The 18,789-nt window shown below is 45.2% G+C and carries 9 protein-coding genes; 5 read left to right on the top strand and 4 right to left on the bottom strand.

Annotated elements, in window-relative coordinates; translation table 11 throughout:
• The first annotated feature begins 49 nt into the window (after positions 1 to 49).
• From AC1RJL_RS04305 to AC1RJL_RS04295, 3 genes are all read left to right on the top strand, one after another.
• Positions 50 to 703, top strand: a complete 654-nt coding sequence (locus AC1RJL_RS04305; RefSeq protein ID WP_492911504.1) for a GNAT family N-acetyltransferase — start codon at positions 50 to 52, stop codon at positions 701 to 703.
• Positions 672 to 2,762 carry an ATP-binding protein gene (locus tag AC1RJL_RS04300; protein ID WP_492911503.1) on the top strand — a complete coding sequence of 697 codons (2,091 nt, stop codon included), beginning with the start codon at positions 672 to 674 and terminating at the stop codon, positions 2,760 to 2,762. Before AC1RJL_RS04305 ends, AC1RJL_RS04300 begins: the two co-directional genes overlap by 32 nt.
• A 194-nt stretch (positions 2,763 to 2,956) precedes the next feature.
• Positions 2,957 to 3,931: a response regulator gene (locus AC1RJL_RS04295; protein WP_492911502.1), complete on the top strand. Its 975-nt coding sequence runs from the start codon at positions 2,957 to 2,959 to the stop codon at positions 3,929 to 3,931.
• Positions 3,932 to 3,960: 29 nt separating this feature from the next.
• Here the strand turns inward: AC1RJL_RS04295 and AC1RJL_RS04290 are convergent, their stop codons facing one another.
• Positions 3,961 to 4,404: a helix-turn-helix domain-containing protein gene (locus AC1RJL_RS04290; RefSeq protein WP_492911501.1), complete on the bottom strand. Its 444-nt coding sequence runs from the start codon at positions 4,402 to 4,404 to the stop codon at positions 3,961 to 3,963.
• A gap of 687 nt (positions 4,405 to 5,091) precedes the next feature.
• Positions 5,092 to 7,665 (bottom strand): alpha-amylase family glycosyl hydrolase, encoded by a 2,574-nt coding sequence (locus tag AC1RJL_RS04285; RefSeq protein WP_492911500.1) that lies wholly within the window; start codon positions 7,663 to 7,665, stop codon positions 5,092 to 5,094.
• Between the two features lie 541 nt (positions 7,666 to 8,206).
• On the opposite strand from AC1RJL_RS04285, the gene AC1RJL_RS04280 reads away from it, so the two are divergent.
• Positions 8,207 to 8,875, top strand: a complete 669-nt coding sequence (locus AC1RJL_RS04280) for a transglutaminase-like cysteine peptidase (protein WP_492911499.1) — start codon at positions 8,207 to 8,209, stop codon at positions 8,873 to 8,875.
• Positions 8,876 to 8,942: 67 nt separating this feature from the next.
• Positions 8,943 to 10,856, top strand: a complete 1,914-nt coding sequence (locus AC1RJL_RS04275; RefSeq protein WP_492911498.1) for a bifunctional diguanylate cyclase/phosphodiesterase — start codon at positions 8,943 to 8,945, stop codon at positions 10,854 to 10,856.
• Between the two features lie 78 nt (positions 10,857 to 10,934).
• On the opposite strand, the gene AC1RJL_RS04270 is transcribed toward AC1RJL_RS04275, so the two are convergent.
• On the bottom strand, positions 10,935 to 11,264 hold the full coding sequence (locus AC1RJL_RS04270; RefSeq protein ID WP_492911497.1) for a hypothetical protein: 330 nt from the start codon (positions 11,262 to 11,264) through the stop codon (positions 10,935 to 10,937).
• A 76-nt stretch (positions 11,265 to 11,340) separates the two neighbouring features.
• Positions 11,341 to 18,573, bottom strand: a complete 7,233-nt coding sequence (locus AC1RJL_RS04265) for a retention module-containing protein (RefSeq protein ID WP_492911496.1) — start codon at positions 18,571 to 18,573, stop codon at positions 11,341 to 11,343.
• Positions 18,574 to 18,789: the final 216 nt, after the last annotated feature.

The raw sequence follows: 18,789 nt of genomic DNA, 5'->3' as shown, positions 1-18,789 counted from the left end.
TTTTTCATCTTCAATTCCGCAAATTAAAACTTAATTACAGAGGTTTCATATGTTTACCACCGCCCTTAAAACCCAAGAAAACCGTCAAAGCGAATATTTCACTGCCGTAGCTAAAGGTCCTATGCTGGACAGGGTGTATTCTATGCGTTACAAAAGCTATAGTGCTGAGCAATACATTGAAGAAAACTCATCATTACAGTTTATTGATGAATACGATGACAAACCTAACAGCACTTGTTTTCTTGCATATCATCGGAATAATGCCATAGGGTCAATGCGGATTTGTGAATTCAATCCAAACGACGGTCACACCGTGCCCGTTATGGAAATTTTTGATGAAGAAATTAGAACTCACATTGGTTATGAAAATACTTTTATTGAAGTTAATAAATTTGTAATCGCGCCATTTTTTCAACGTAAAGGCGGAGTTGAGGCGCGCATGCTACTGATAGGAACAATGGTAGAAGAGGCAATAAATAGAGGCGCCTCAAGTATTCTCTTGGCGGTTCGCCCTGCACATGTTCGATTTTATAAAATGTTAGGTTGCAAGCAGATTTCTGAATCGAAGTCCTACCCTCATCTGTCTTTTAAAACAGTGCTTATGGCCTGTACTGACGTTGAGTGGTCGAGGAACTTCATTAGAAGCAAAGTTAATGTGGTAGAGACACACAATGATCCAGTACCTAATTACGGCAATTATTGATATAGCGGTCGGGATTCTTGCCTTTTCCAAGAAGGGAAATCCGGCAGCAAAAGCACTTGCATTCACGGTTTTCAGTTTAGGGATCTGGTCTTTAGAGTTATATTTACTCACTGTAGTAAAAAACATAGATGTCCTAAACATTTGGTTTCATATAACACGCTGGGGTATGTTTTTTATCCCTACAACCTTTGCATTTTTAACCTGGCGTTTAGTAGGTAGCCGCTCACAAAGATTCAAAAAGTTTGTGGTTATTCCCGGTCTTATTGTGAGCGTTACGCTGTCCATTGCAAATGCATTTATCTTTCCATCAACCTTGAAAGAGGTTGATGGAGGTTACCTTCCTGCAATTGACTCATTTTATTATCTATTTCTAGTTAATTTTGTCTGGTCCTTTGGTGGATCTATAGGTCTTGTTCTAACTTCCTATAAGACATCCTCATATCGAGAAAAGCAAAGATTAAAATGGCTCTTCATAACGCTCTGTGCAAGCTTTATTGGTGGGGGCTTAGGCTTATACTCCATGCCAAGCGAATTTTATTTATCACGTTTTGTTGGTTCCATCACCAATATTGTATTTGTAGCTTTACTATTTTACTCAACCGTTCAACACAACTTGATGGATTTTAGATTTGCTTTAAGCGTCGGCCTATCGAAAGCCATTTTGTTAGGATTTTTTGTTTGGTTATATTTTGTTGTGACATCAATCGTTGGTGACCACACTGACTCAAACGGCAGTATATTCGTATTATTACTCTTTGTTGCAGTAATCTTGGAAAGCTACCCAAGACTACTAAAATGGATTTTACCCAACGCAAAAAAAATTCTAGTTAAAAATGGATATGACTTTGATCAAGTAAAAATAGATACAGAAAATGAATTAAGAAACTCGATTAATTTTTCGATGATGATCGAAGTACTGGATCACCTTCTACTGAAGACACTTAAATTAAATAACTATAAAGTATTGATGATACAACATGAAAATGATCCGTCTGCCGACGAAAACAATTACGATCAAAATAGCTTAACCTTGAAACGTATTGCTGAAAAAAATCAGCTTGTAGAATATTGCACCCAGCAGACTCAATTGATTATGGCAGACGAAATGCCAAGTGAATTGCAATATGAAATGGAAAAATATAATGCACTTTTATGCTTCCCTGTCTTCTCAGAAAATAAAGTTCTGGGGATAGTATTGGTAGGTAATCCTACTAACGTTTCCTACTATCGCTACGACGACCTTAAAATATTTGAGTGGTTAAAATCTGAGCTAGGACAAGTATTAAATCGTTTAATTCGCCTAAGCAACATGCACGACCAGCTAGGGGAAGCCAAGAAGACACTCTCAATGCTTAGTTTAATGAGCCACTATCATCATGATATCAAGGCACCTTTCGCTATTATCGACGGCATCCTGTCCAACGATATCTACGACAGAGAGAAACAACGGGACATTGTTTTATCTCAAGTCGAGCGCGGATCCAAACTCATTGCAACAATGGCGGGCATATTGGGTGGAAATTATAAACGCCGCATTCAATCCTGTGCATTAGAGACGTTAGTTCAAGATTGTCTCTATTTGTTTGAAGCATCCTTTGACAAGATAGAGTACGAGTTAGGGGGTATTCCTAAAATAAAGGGTGATGCGGAAGATCTAAAAATCCTGCTAATTAATTTAATTAAAAATGCCGCTGAAGCTCGTCAACAAGGTGAAGATCTCACCATTAAAGTAAGATCGTGGCTTGAAAATGGCAATGTTTATTTTTCCATCGCAGACAATGGTATAGGGATGACAGAAAAGCAGCTTTCAAGTTTATGGGAGCCTGGTGTTAGCATTAAAAAATTTGGCAATGGAATTGGAATGCAAGCAATTAAGCGTATTGTCGATGAGCACAATGCTCGTATTGACGTAAAAAGCGAACCTACCAAAGGATCAGAGTTTACTCTTTGTTTTTTTGCCTCGCAAATCGCTTATGAAGATGAGAACTCAGAAAAAACAAAAGATGAATTGGCAGAAAGACGTGCCAATTACATGGTAGAGAAAAGAAATACTCTTTAGGCCCATTCTCCTTTTAGGCTTTTTTAATTTGTTAACCAATAAGGAAAAATAATCGATTTGGCTAAGTTATGTGTCAAACCAGGCATAGACTTGGCACTATTTCGTACATCTAAACTTCCGCTAATTGACTTACAATACCCCGTACGTATTAATATGAGCTATTATGCTTTATATATATTTCCGGGATTCAGGGCGTGAAATCTAAAATTCCTCTTTATTTTTATCCTACGCAGCTTGTGTTTGTCGATGACAATCATGAGTTTTTGGAGACGCTATCTATGGCGTTCGCCAATCGATTCAATGTTAAGTCATTTGATAATGCCGAGCTGGCATTAAGATATATAAATGAATCCCAACGCGAAGCTAGCCTCGTCGCCAATGATGAAAAACCAAAACCGCAAGGGGATTCAGATGCCTGGGTTAAGCGGGTTCTTACCCATCAAAATGTAAAACGTTTTGATGAAATGAGGATAAAGGAGATTTCAGTATTGGTGGTTGATTACTCAATGCCGACCATGAATGGCATTGAATTTTGCGAAAAGATAAAAAACTCATCCATCAAAAGAATCCTCTTAACCGGCCATGCTACCCCAGCTGATGCAGTGAGGGCCTTCAATAGCAATACTATTCATTATTATCTTAAGAAAAATGATGAAAATATGCTTCAGGATTTAGAGGTCGCCATACATCAACTACAACATGCTTACTTTAACGAGTTATCAAGCAGCCTGAAAACAGAAGCCATCGACAGCGGGACGCCATTTTTTGCAGATCCACAGCTAGCACGTTATTTTCAGGACACTTGTGAATCTTTAGGTGTAGTTGAATATTATTACCTCAGCAACCCATCCCGCTTCGCACTACGAACTCGAAACCAAAATAATTTTTCGTGTGTCATATACACGGAAGAGGATATTGCAGAGCATCTGCAAATTTTATTGGAAGAAGGAGCACCGCAAGAGCTTTGCGCTGCACTGGAGTCACGCAAGTTTGTACCTTTATTTCAAACAGCTGACGGTTTTTATGAACCTGGAATTGTGGATGCCATAACGTGCATTCACCCTGCAACACATATTCAAGGCGTTGTGAATTATTATTGTGCCCTTGTTCCAGAGATGGCTGAGACGGCAGACACTACCATCAAAATCCCTATAGGGGTACTGCATTAAACAGAGCCCCTTTTCGCCCTACGCCCGTATTAAACGTAGTCTCTGAACAACTTGCGAAATGTGCTTGGCGATAAACCCGTCCAACGTTTAAATGCGTTGGTGAAGCTGGTGCGATCAGAAAAATCCAACGCGCGGGACACAAGATCCACGCTCATATTTTCATTAATCAAATACTTGATCGCATAGTGGAACCGAAGATCATCGCGCAACTGAGCAAAGTTGGTATTTTGGCTTTGCAAACGGCGCTGCAGTGTGCGTTTGGTTAAATTCAGATCTGAGGCAATTTGCTCTATCGATAGGTCGGTATGACCCACACGTAAATGTAGTGCGTTGACAACACGAGCAGAAACCCCGTCACAATGAGGGATACTCGCTAACGAAAGATACTCTTCATAAGAGCGAACGTAGGGTTGGGCTGGCTCGCCATCATTCAGGTTATTACCAGCATTGTAGTTGCGTTGTAGCTGAATCATTTAAGTCGCTCCTTACACCATTAGGTACATGTTGAAATTAATAAGTAATCCTTGCAGTGAGCACTAAAAATCATTTCAGGTCGTACGCACTGCTCTTGATTCGATCATAACATAATCATTTTGACGCAGTCTGTATATACTCAATAACATGAATTAAATGCATGTGAGACAGAGATCCCATGCATGTTCGATAGTCGTACTGTCCATTCTTCAGATATACAGACAATCTGCAACACCTTTCTCTGTCCCGACGTTGAATTTCCACCAGTGCAAATTTGAATATCAAGCTTATGTAGGGAAGATAGTCGAAACCAATTCCTGCAATAACAAGGCCGATATTGTCATCAAAACTCTCCGCGAATTTATACGCTAAGACATTGCCAAATAAATCACACTTTATCGGGAAAGTGACAGCGTATATCACATCTATCGAATAAAAAATTTAGATTTATCCTTTTTTGTTATAATACTTTAAGCGACAAAATGCAGCCGCTATCGTCACGCGCTATTCGCTTTGTTAAATTGACTATCTTTAATGTAAAAAGTACTTCTCCTGCTAATAGTTCCAAAAATTTAACCGGTTAGATTCCTATCAATAGATAAAAAGAACGGTAGATAGAAATAAAAAGGGCATCCATGGATGCCCTTTTTAACTTACAACAGCGCAGGTGATCGGATTCGATTAACTCAGTGCAACACCACCACTTCATTTTGCGATAGATTAAATACCCCACTGCCATTCGTAATATTCACCACATCAGTGCCAACAACACTGGTGTAAGCAGCGTTTGCCAAGCATAGATTGGGTACGGTAATACTGGCTGCCAAACCACGGTTCACTGCTACCACGGCGCAATCGTTGCCTTCTTGACGCTGGAACACCAAAATATCTGCTGTGCTCCAACGCTCGGCATAACTACCGCGTTGAATAGCGATACTATTTTTGCGCAACGTTGAGAGCGAGTTAATCAAACTAAATGCAGCCGTACTTTGACTGAAGGATGGCATTTGCTCGCGATTATAGGGATCATGCCCTACCTGGCCATCACCATTCGGCGTAAACCAGGTAGAGTTCTGTTCTGTTCCATAATAAATCGTAGGTATACCCGGCAAGGTCATCACCAATGCCATCCCCACATTTTGACGTGCATCAGCGAAGCTTTTGGTCATCCCCTTGCCTACTCCACGGTTAGTTGTGCCCGTAGTTTGCAAATACACACTTGTGCGTGTGGCATCATGATTGTCAAGGAAGATTGCTTGCCAATCTTCAAATCCATTCATTGCACCTGCACGTGAAGCAATATGGCTGCTGAGATTAATCATGGTGATATTACCTGCGATTGCATTTTCAATTGCATCACGCAGTTTAAAATCAAGCAATTCAGATCCACGGCGCTCGTTAAGGAATGCCATCGAAACAGAATCGCCAGCACCTGCGTTATACCACTCACCAAAAATATAAGTGTCCGCTTTTTTCGCGCGCACTGCTGCACTGAACCGATTAATAAATGAAGGCTCAATATGTTTGATCGCATCGATACGGAAAGCATCAACACCGTGATCCATCCACTTGAGTGCAGCATCAATTAAATATTGGTCTGCAAGTGAGTTAGTGTTGGTACCGTGATTAAAATCAGTCAGGTTAAACAAACTCTTATTACGGAATGACCATGGATCATCCCACTCGCCATTACAGGTAGTTGCAGGATTGGTATCATTGCAATCAGAAATTGCGCCGTTAGCGTGGTACCAGGTTCCTTTACCACCAGCGAAATCCGTAATAAAAGCACCTTCTTTATAAAGGGCACCAAATTCATATTGATCATCCTGATTCGAATGATTGAGCGCAATATCCAGTACCAACTTCATGCCGCGCGCTTCCATTTGTGCATCAAGCTCATCGACCAAAGCCCAATCACCCAGATGTTCGTCTACCGCATAAAAATCACGCGCCCAGTAACCGTGATAACCGCCCTCATTGCCAACATTAATATTATCAACAAGTGGTGTTACCCAGATTGCAGTTACACCAAGTGATTGCAAATAATCAAGTTTTGAAATCAGACCGGCGATGTCACCACCCCAGTATTTTTTCCACTCGCTTTGGGTACCGGCTGATTTAGTAGTTGACGTTGCACCGGCATTTGAACCATTGTCATTGGCACTATTGCCATTGGCAAAACGATCCACAAACAAAAAGTACATAGTCCGTGCACGGAAATCATCTGCAGGAATGACACTACTAACTGAACTACTGCTGAGCGAGGATGCTATCGAGCTTGAACTCGCTGCACCGCAATTCGCAGACAGATTCATAGTTACATTAACGATGGAACGGGTAAGTGTATTAATAGTAATTTTGGTCCAACCATTCGCGGCCTGATCGGCAGCAGGAAATGCATCACTGCCCCAAGCCCCATTAGGATCCACTTTAAAACGCGGCCCACCATTCGCATCACCTGTACTAAAGTTGCGACATATTTCCAACTGATTAGCACCCGCAGCAGTGCTAAACAAATCACCTTCAGCCCATCCATTATGAGTTCCGCGCAAATGGAAAGGAGTTGAAGGTAAACTTGATGAACTAGCGGTGATCAAGGAGGAAATTGCAGAGCTTGATGCTGCTGAACTGGGCAGCGTTGAACTTGAAGCAGCAGAACTTGATGTTGCTACCCCACAATTGGCAGGAAGATTTTGTTGTGTGCTAATCACTTTATTGGTGCTATTGAAAGATATTTTTACCCAACCTGCGGTGACTGTGTAGTCAGCAGCGGGAACTGCATCACTGCCCCAACCTCCGTTGGGATCGATTTTAAAACGCGGACCGCCAGTTGCATCACCGCCAACAAATTGCTGACAGCTTTCGTAAACATCTGTTGTGCCAACACGAACCAATAATGTTCCTTCAGCCCATGCATTAAAAGTACCGCGCAAATGATAATTTGCCGCCGCACTTACTGAAGAAATATTCCAGTTTTTTGTATCGGTATAAAATTTAATATTCCAGGTTCCTGCTGCGACCGGAATATTACTGCCGTTGAGCCCACCAACACCGTAACTTTCAGCCCAATTTCCATAGCGATCAAATTTAATGCTTCCAGCCGATGAGAAAACAATGTTGGTTACTTCCATCGTGTTGGTTCCTGCCGCATTCATTTGGGTTGCCGCCCAGTTGTTATGCGTGCCACGCAGAAACCAGTCTGCTTGTGCGCTTGCTGAACTGATCAGCAAAAATGAGAGGAGAATGAGTTTGTGTTTCATAACGGTCTTTCCTTTATTTATTTTATTGGAAAGGCCATTTGATGAGATAAAACGCGAACAAGCAAAGTGCTGCATACGTATTCAGATTTGCAAACACCGCTGAATACGTATGCAGAGAATATTAAAAAACTATAAATGAAAAATCAGGTGCCGATTGATATTAGCGAAGGTCGCTCGTAAACAGTTACATCATTATTCGTTATTTATATCCATAAGCTTCGGCAAAAATTGATCGCATCGGGTACTGTTGGAATAATGAGTAGCTCTATCGCCCGATTGTTATTAACTCATCACTACTATAATCACGCTTGCCTTTCTTTACAAAAATCATCTAACTGATTGAATTTAAACAGTCTTCTTGTAAATTTTTTGGGCGCATTTTGCAAAACCCTGACTATACTCAAAAGGAATATAGTTATTCCCATTAACTTCCCTGCTTCCGGTATCCATGCCCAACGTACCCCAGCAATCATCTCATCTGCGAGCCGACCTTATGGTATGGCTTAAGCGTTTATACCTTCGTATTAAGAGGAGATGGGGCTTGGTTCATGGTCACGACTATAGCCGTGCCGGGATTGGATTCGGGTTGGGTTTCGCACTCTCACTCATTGCCTGCGCCAATGTTGATTCCCATAAAATACAGCAGGTTATGCAGGCTCGCTATGGCAGCGACGGGGTGGCATTGCTGGCGGCGTGGAATCGAATGCTTGATACCGCGAATCCAGAAACTAACGACGAAAAATTGCGCCAGGTCAATCGATTCTTTAATCACAATATCCGCTATACCACCGATATACTCGTTTGGAAAAAAAGTGATTATTGGGCCACACCGCTGGAAACCATGGGCGTACGCGCGGGTGATTGCGAGGACTACACCATTGCAAAATATTTGAGCCTGTTACAACTTGGCTTTTCCAATGAACAATTACGCCTGATCTACGTTAAAGCCCAGATCGGTGGCCCGCAGAGCAAAATATTCCAGGCCCACATGGTGCTCGGTTATTACACCGAACCTAATGCAATACCGGTGATTTTGGATAGTCTGGTTGATACCATCGAACCTGCCACTATGCGCCCCGACTTGCGCCCGATATTCAGTTTTAACAGCGAGGGTTTATGGGTTGGTAACCAAGCCACTCCCGCCGATCCAACCGCGCGCTTGTCACGCTGGCGCGACCTGCTCGCCCGTGCCAAAGAGGAGGGATTTTAATAATGGAAAATCTCACTTCGCGCTCGCTTCCCACATTAAAAGAGACAAACGCTAAAAGGCAACAACCATGTCATTAATTAAACAATTGTGGATTGGTATTATCCTGCTCTTATTGCTGGTGCTTGCTGGCAACCTCGTGATCAGCACCATTACCGCTAAACATTATTTACAGGAACAATTGAGCCTAAAAAATATCGATAACGCCAATTCACTTGCGTTATCGATTTCCCAAATGCCGGATAAAGACCCTGTCACCCTGGAGCTTTTAATCACAGCGCAATTTGATGCTGGCCACTACGAATACATTATTTTTCAGGATGCCAATAAACAACCTATAGTCGCACGCAATTTTGAAGATGCTAAATCCGAGTCCAACCAGGTACCGCAGTGGTTTAGCCGATACATGAATATTAATGCGACGCCGGGTATTGCCCAAGTTCAGGATGGTTGGCAACAAGCGGGAACCTTGATCGTCAAAAGCCACTCGCGCTTTGCGGTAGAGGCGCTGTGGAAAAATACCCGCGATTTACTCGATTGGTTTGTTATCGCAACCTTGCTTAGTGGTTTGATTGGCAGTTTTATTCTGAAATATATTTCGCGCCCACTGGATTTGGTAGTAGGTCAAGCCGAAGCCATTGGCGAGCGTCGTTTTATAATCTCTGAAGAACCTAAAACCAAAGAATTCCAGCGCCTGGTGCGCGCCATGAATACGCTCTCGCAAGGTGTTAAACACATGTTGGATAAGGAAGCGCGCCAACTTGAATTACTCAGGCGCGAATCGCAAACCGATTCGCTGACCGGCCTCGCCAACCGCAGCCACTTTTTAAATTTGCTGGATACCCATCTCACCCGTGAAGACTCACAAGCGCGAGGTGTAATTGTACTTGCGCGCGTTATGAATTTGAATGAGCTCAACAATCAATTGGGCCACCAACAAGTTGACCAATTGTTACGTGCGATTGCTGATGTATTCAGCGATATCCAGGACAAATATCCTGATAGTTATGCGGGACGGTTAAACGGTAGTGATTTCACTTTACTTATCCCGACCGACATCCCCATCGATATTCTCAGTATCGATATTTCGCAAAAGCTCAACTTCCAATTAATTGCTGGCAGCTTTGATAAAATTGCGCTGCCGCTAGCCTTATGCAGCTTTAACAACGACAGCAAGCGCAATGAAATACTGCATAAATTGGATGGTGGGCTGGCTCAAGCAGAACTGAAAGGAAACCGTGCAGTTATTACCATTGAAAATAGCCAGCCGGATTATGTGCAACATAATTTAACCGAATGGCGTGATGCCATCACTACCAGTCTGGTAACACAGGGAATTACATTGGCGAAATTTCCCGTGCGCGATGCCAGCGGCGATTTACTTCACGAAGAAACCGCTGTGCGTTTATATTTGGACAATGAATTAAAACCTGCCGGTTACTTTATACCTTGGGCAGTACGCTTGGGACTGATGCCCGATGTAGATCTCGCAGTGCTCAAATTAGCGTTAACGCAACTTGGCCACGCATCCGGGCCGCTTGCAATCAATCTATCCGCTGCTTCACTGTGCAGCGCACATTTTCGCGAACAAACCATTGCGCTGTTATTGGCAGAACCGCAAAACGCAAAATTTTTATGGCTGGAGTTTCCGGAGATTTGTGTGCTGCGCCACGTGGAAGAGTTGCGCGCATTTGCGGCACGCCTGCGCGCGTTAGGTTGCAAAATTGGTATTGAACACGTAGGGCTGGAATTTACCCAATTTAGCAAATTGCAAGATATGGGATTGGGATACCTGAAAATTGACAGTGCAATTATTCGCGATATTCATGCTAATACCACTAACCAAACCTTTGTGCAAAGTTTGTGTACCCTCGGGCACTCGCTCGGTATTGAAATGATTGCAGAGGGTGTAATGAGTGCAGCAGAACAGCAAACACTCATAAAAATTGGTGTGGATGGCCTGACTGGCCCACAAATTACCTGATCATTTTAGGAAAAATCGGCATTGATTTATTCAATGCCGATTTAAAAAATAATATAGCAAGTACACATTACGCGAAGACTACAAACGCAAATTGTCACCATCATCAAGCAATTCAATACCCTGACGCTTACCGCGCAACTCGCGACGATTCAGCAATTTATGTTGCGCTGCATCCGGCAGATCGGTAAAACGAATTACGCCCTGTTCCACCAATAAATTCACCACATCTTCCAAAACCCGCGCCATGGTTTGGTCAGTCTGTTCGAGCGCCAATTGCTGAGCTGATTTTGCCTGTTGCAAAAATGCCAATAACTCCGGAGCATCGTCATCCAGGGTCTCAGTAAAATCGGCACTTGTCTCCTTACTTATTGCAATCAATTCATCGGCAGAATTGCGTTTGATGTACATACTGTCTCCCATAGATAACGAAAGCACCAGAAAAAATCCCGCACACCGGTGCGGGATTTTTCATTAACAAATAATATTAATCAGTGATTAACTTATTGTTGTTCAACAGTTGCGTAATAATTTGCTGATCGGTAGTTGCGCCACTGTACAAGCTTTGCAAATTCACACCAGTCAAAATTATTTGTTGTGTCTCTGTGCCACTACTGTAACTGCCGCCGACAGCGTGGGCATCTCCCGCAAATCCACCTGTATGGCTAATATGGATGATGGTGTTGCCACCGGAAACTTCAAAGTGGAGATAATCCGCCAGGTTGCCAGCAGCATTCGCAGGCCCGACTGATTCACCCTGGAGTAGATCGCGGAGATCAAGAATATCGCCACTGGCGTTAGCAGTTGCAGCACCGGTGCCGAAATAATTAATCGTATCTATTGCGGGCGCTCCCGCCGCACCTTGATCCCCCAACGACCACACGAAAACATCTGCCGTGGTATCAGCGGCAGTATCACCAAGTGAGCCGCCTGACAAAATATCATTACCAGCACCACCGCTAATACGATCAGAACCTGCACCGCCGTAGATAATATCGTCACCGGCTTCACCGTAAATAACATCCTCGCCCACACCGCCATGGATTATGTCGTTGCCCGCGCCACCGTATATAAGATCATTACCTGCACCACCGTTAATAGTGTTATTACCAGCACCACCCTGGATGAAGTCATCGGCCGTAGTACCAGTCACATTTCCATTCTCGGTAGTGGTCAGAGAGGTGGTGGTGTAGTCGGCAAATAATCTTATTGTGGTAGAAGTAGTGGCCGTCGAGTTATCAGTTATCTCGGTAGAGGTCACTGCAATAGTCAACACAACCCCGTAAGTATTTAATGAATACGAACCGGGAACGGTGAGTTTAAGATTAGCTAAATCAGCCTGGGTGAAATTCCAGACTCCCCCTCCCGCATTGACGCCTGCATTGAAGACAACTCCCGCAGGGACACCTGATACTTTGATCGATAGTGATTCCGAGCCATCAGTGTCAACCAAGCGGGTAATGATTGGAAAATCGACGGTAGCGCCTGCTGCCCCTTTTGCATTGATCACAATGGCTTTATTCACAACCACTGAAGGAGCCATTGCGCTTGCAACAATGAGATTAACAGTTGCCGTTGATGTCAGGCCTTTATCATCGCGGATTGTGTAGGTAAAACTCGCTGCCCCTTCATAATTTGCAGTTGGGGTGAATCTTACCTCGCCACTGGCCAACACCACCGTCCCGTTAGTGGCCCCCTGCACACTGACAACGGTCAGGTGATCACCATCAACGTCCGAATCATTAGCCAATAATGTGGCCACGGGTATGGCTGTGACGCGATCCGGTGTCACCTTTAGCGTGTCATTCACCGCTACCGGTGCATCGTTTACCGGAGCAACGGACAAGTTAACAGTCGCAGTAGATGTGCCACCTTTGCCATCGGTAATGGTGTAAGTAAAACTGGCCGGACCGCTGTAATTGGCTGTCGGGGTAAACACAACACTGCTGCCGACAAGACTCACCAGACCGTTCACAGCGCCTTGCACGCTGACGATAGACAAGGTGTCACCGTCGGCATCGGTATCATTTGCCAGCAATGAAGCCGCAGCGATTGATAAAGGCGTATCTTCAACTGCAGAAAATACAGTCTTTTGGAAAGTATTTATTGATGACAGGATGTTATAACTAACGCCCATATTATCGCTAAGCTCTACTTTAAATTTAGCTGCCCCGCCCTGATCCCAGTAAATGATTTCGATGCTGTGCAAACCGCTCAACGCCAAGGTAAATGGATTGTGCGTGGATAAAGTAGCAGCCTGAATGCGGTTTACTTCTGCAACAACAACACCATCAATACGGATTTGGAAACCGTCATCGGCATACACTTTGAAGTTATAGGTACCTGCATCCAATTGGGCAAAACCGCGCATGCGAATGATCGCATCGGTTGTATTGCCCGGATCTGTACTCAATGTCGTCGCATCTGAACCGAGGAAGGACTGGAGGTTGGTGCCATACCCCAAATCATTAGAAAAATTAGCACTCGTGTAATCAAAGGACTTGGCAATGAATGTTGCATCGGCCGTACGCCCTCTGATGAACGAATAGACTTGCTCTATGCTCGTCAGATTCGCTCCGTGAACACCTTCTTGATAACCGAAGTACTCGGAAACCAGGCCAAGGTTATTGGCACTTGATGATGCTGCCGAATCAGTGTTGGCAACCGGCGGGCTATTGGCTTTATCTACAGTGATATTAACGGTCGCCGTTGCAGTACCGCCATGACCATCACTAACGGTGTAAGTAAAGGACGCCGGACCGTGGTAGCCCGGTGTTGGTGTAAATACCGCGTTACCACCGACGATATTGACAGTACCGTTAACTGCATTTTGTGCCGACGCCAGGCTGAGGGTGTCACCGTCGATATCGAAATCGTTACCCAAGAGTTGGGCAGGGGTCAGGGTCAGCACCGAATCCTGATTAACACTTGCAGTATCGGCAACAGCGACAGGGCCATCGTTAGTACCGGTAATGATGATCACAACACTGGTGGTAGTGCCATCGATGCTTGTCACTGTGATGGTTTCGGTTTTGGTTTCGCCCTCTTTCAAAGCTTGTACAGCAGGCTTGCTGTTATCAAGGCTATAAACCCAGGCACCAGCGGCGTTAATAGAGAATGAGCCGTAAGTACCGGGAGTGTTGGTTTGCACCTGGAAGGCTTGTTCGCCTGCATCAGGATCAAAGATGGTTAAGGTACCGGTCGCGGTGGTTTGCGCCGGAGTATCTTCTTTCACATTGCCGCTGCCTGTTCCGAGAACGGCAGGATCTGCTACCGGATTAACAATGATAGCGACAGCTGCCGGTGTTGGATCTTCAAGCCCCAGGTTGTCACGTGCGGCATAATCAAAACCGGTGCTGCCATTCCAATTGGCGTTCGGCATAAAGTAAACCGGTCCCGCAACCAAGTCGCCGGCGCTAATCGGTGTAGTCATCAGCGAATCGCTATACAGCACACCGTCGGCAGGAAGGGATTTAATGACGTAACCGACTACAGTGCCATCAACATCAGAGCCAGAAAGCGATATGGTAATCAGCGTATCTTCATTGCCCGATGCGGACACTGCATCGGTTTGTGGAGCATCATTTACCGGATTCACACCAATGCTGACGGTACTGGTAGCAGTACCGCCTTTTCCGTCGCTGATAGTCACAACAAACGAATCGCTGCCGTTGTAATTAGGGTTTGGAGTGTAAACAAAGGCACCAGTAGCGGCATTCAAGGTTACGTTGCCATTGGTTGGATTACTTGTTAATGAGTAAACCAAACTGTCTCCCTCAGCATCAGTTGCCACGATTTGGCCCGGCAGCGCTACGTCTTCATCAGTGGTTAGGCTTTGGTTGTCAGATACAGGAGTATCATTAACCGGCGTTACATTGATCGTTACGGTTACTGTGTTGCCATCAACCGTACCGTCATTAACCTTGTAGGTGAAACTATCGGATGTAGTTTCACTGCCGTTATGGACATAGGTGAATTGGCCGTTGGCATTCAGCGTCAAAGTGCCATTGGTTGGGCCACTCACAAGAATGGCGATTAATGGATTGCCATCGGCATCAGTATCATTTGCAAGCACATTGGCGCCAGCGCCGCTCAATGTCCCACCCTCATCAACAGTGAATGTATCTGCTACTGCAACCGGTGCATGATTAACAGGATTCACAGTGATATTCACCGTGGCAGTCGCAGTGCCGCCGTTACCATCGCTGATGCTGTAAGTGAAGCTGTCCGATCCGGAGAAACCCGCGTTAGGGGTATAGATAGGGTTGCCGGTTACTGCATCAATCACCACCGAACCATTCGCACCTTGGGTAACAGCAGTTACCGTCAGGCTATCGCCTTCCGCATCTGTATCGTTGCTGCGCACCGGGATGGTTACTGAGCTGTCTTCATCAACAGTTGCTGTATCGTTGTTGGCTACAGGAGCATCATTCACCGGTGTCACATTGATCGTTACGGTTACTGTGTTGCCGTCCACAGTGCCGTCATTGACCTTATAGGTGAAGCTGTCAGTCGTGGTTTCACTACCGTCGTGGATGTAAGTGAATGTACCGTTGGCGTTGAGCGTCAGAGTGCCATTGACAGGGCCAGTCACAAGAATGGCAGTCAACGGATCACCTTCAGCATCGGTATCGTTTGTTAGTACATTAACTCCCGTCAGGATACCGCCTTCAGCAACGGTGAAAGTGTCAGCAACCGCAATCGGGGCATCGTTCACCGGCGTTACATTGATCGTTACCGTTACGGTGTTGCCATCGACAGTGCCGTCATTGACCTTGTAAGTGAAACTGTCAGTCGTTGTTTCACTACCATTGTGGACATAGCTGAAAGTGCCATTCGAATTCAGGGTAAGAGTGCCATTGGCTGGACCAGTTACCAAAATGGCAGTTAATGAGTTGCCATCTGGATCAGTATCGTTCGCAAGAACATTAGCGCCCGGACCGCTCAATGTTCCACCTTCGGCAACAGTAAAAGTGTCAGCAACCGCAACCGGTGCATGATTAATAGCGTTAACAGTAACATTCACCGTGGCAGTCGCAGTGCCACCGTTACCATCGCTGATGGTGTAAGTGAAGCTGTCCGATCCTGAGAAGCCCGCGTTAGGGGTATAGATAGGGTTGCCGGTTACTGCATCAATCACCACCGAACCATTCGCACCTTGGGTAACAGCAGTTACCGTCAGGCTATCGCCTTCCGCATCCGTATCGTTGCTGCGCACCGGGATGGTTACTGAGCTGTCTTCATCAACAGTTGCCGTATCGTTGTTGGCTACAGGGGCATCATTCACCGGTGTCACATTGATCGTTACGGTTACTGTGTTGCCGTCCACAGTGCCGTCATTGACCTTATAGGTAAAGCTATCGCTGGCGGTCTCGCTGCCATTATGGACGTAGGTAAAAGTGCCGTTAGCATTGAGGGTCAGAGTGCCGTTGGTTGGGCCTGATACCAAAATAGCAGTCAGTGAATCACCGTCAATGTCGGTGTCATTTGTCAATACATTGTAGGTAATACCGCTTAACGTACCGCCTTCAGCGACGGTAAAACTGTCTGCCACTGCAACAGGCGCATCATTAACGGGATTTACACCGATATTCACCGTACTGGTAGTTATACCGCCTTTGCCATCGCTGATAGTCACAACAAACGAATCGCTGCCGTTGTAGTCCGCGTTTGGGGTATAAACAAACTCGCCAGTGGTAGCATTCAGCGTAACGATACCATTAGTTGGATTGCCACTAACTGCGTATGACAAAGTGTCGCCATCCACATCAGTCGCAACGATTTGACCCGGCAACGCAACATCTTCGTTGGTAATCAGATTTTGGTTTGCAGATGTAGGAGCATCGTTCACCGGTGTTACGGCGATTGTCACTGTCACGGTATTACCATCGACCGTACCGTCGTTCACTTTATAAGTGAAGCTATCGCTGGTGGTCTCGCTGCCATTATGGACGTAGGTAAAAGTGCCGTTAGCATTGAGGGTCAGAGTGCCGTTGGTTGGGCCTGATACCAAAATAGCAGTCAGTGAATCACCGTCAATGTCGGTGTCATTTGTCAATACATTGTAGGTAATACCGCTTAACGTACCGCCTTCAGTGACGGTAAAACTGTCTGCCACTGCAACAGGCGCATCATTAACGGGATTTACACCGATATTTACTGTGCTAGTGGTCGTGCCGCCTTTACCATCAGAAATGGTTACAGCAAATGAATCGCTGCCGTTGTAATTGGTATTCGGGGTGTAAGTAAAACTACCCGTCGCAGGATCAATCGTCACAATGCCATTTGTGGCGTTGGTAGTAACGGTGTAAGTCAGTGTATCGCCATCAATATCCGACGCAACGATTGAACCGTTCAACGGAGTATCTTCGTCAGTGACAAGATGTTGGTTTGTTGCTGTCGGTGCATCGTTAACTGGATTCACGCCGATATAAATAGTACTGGTAGTCGTACCGCCATTGCCATCGCTGATGGTGACAACAAACGAATCGTTACCGTTGTAGCTAGCATTTGGAGTGTATACGAATGCGCCGGTAGTAGAATTAAGAGTGATAGTACCGTTGTTTGGATTACCCGTGATGGTGTAAGCCAAGGCGTCACCATCCACATCGCTTGCAATGATTTGACCTGGCAGAGCAGTGTTTTCATCGGTAGTCAGATTTTGATTCGAACTAACAGGTACATCGTTAACCGGATTTATACCAATAGAAACCGTGTTGGTGGTGCTACCGCCGTTGCCATCAGAAATGGTTACGACAAATGAATCGCTGCCGTTGTAGTTGTCGTTCGGTGTGTAAACAAATGAACCAGTGGCCGCGTTCAATATGACCGTGCCGTTGGCAGGATTGCCAGACACAGCGTAAGTCAACGTATCACCATCAACATCACTCGCAACGATTTGACCATTTACTGATTGGTCTTCATCAGTTGTCAGACTCAAATTAGCGCTTACAGGTGCATCATTCACCGGTGTGATATTCAGTGTGACATTAGTGGTAATACTTCTACCGGCACTGTCGGTCACGATAACAACAAAACTGTCGGGACCGTTGTAATTGGCATTTGGAGTAAAGGTGAATTGGCCCGTTACAGGGTCGAGCACAAGTTGGCCGTTAACGGGTGGTCGCGCAACGGTATAAGTAAGAGTATCGCGCTCCAGGCCAGTGGCAATAATTTGACCCGTTACGATTTCGTCTTCATCGGAAGTCAGCATTTGATCAGTGGCCAACAGTGCCTGATTTGTAAAACCAGCACCATCGAATACAAGCGGAGCTGTTTCTGCAGTCGTACTGGAGGAGTACTCGAAGGATTGGGGATCAGTAGTTTCGATAATCCGCGTTAGCCGTACGAAACCATGGCCTTCGCTACCGCCGCCACCGCTATCACCCGCCGCCGTTTCTTCCAACTCTTCAAGCAAGTCACCACCCTGCTCCAACACGGTCAAAGCTTCTTGCACGCTGGCATCGCTTAACAGCGCTTCATCAGGACTCGTCGCAGTGTCGCTAGCAAAATCGCGACTCATGCCAACTTCCTGGCCACCGTTAACAACTAAAGATTCACCATTACCGACGTCCAGCTCAATACGAGCGCCCTGCGCCGTTACCAAAATTTCATCGTCGTTCAACGTGCTGCCCACCGTCAGGGCGCGCAAGCTGCCATCCGGCGCTTTCGCCCATGCTTGACCTTGCAAAAAAGAAACCTTGGCAACGGCATTACTCATATATGACTCCACGTCGTTTGGAAATGTGATGTAACTCACAGAGAGATTGCAATGATGGGAGTCTAGCGGCAGAAGATAAATGCGCCATTGGACTAAAGGACAATAAGCAGAGATTTTTTTAGCTTCTTAAAAGAATAAAGAATAGAAAAACGGGATTTTTGGAAAAACGGTTTTAAGTGCCAATCAAAAAGAGTTTAAATGCAGGATGGATTTTGT

This window comes from Cellvibrio sp. GW822-FHT04B05 (assembly GCF_058800985.1).
Note: the sequence above shows the minus strand (reverse complement) of the source record. Positions and strands in the feature narration are given on the sequence as shown.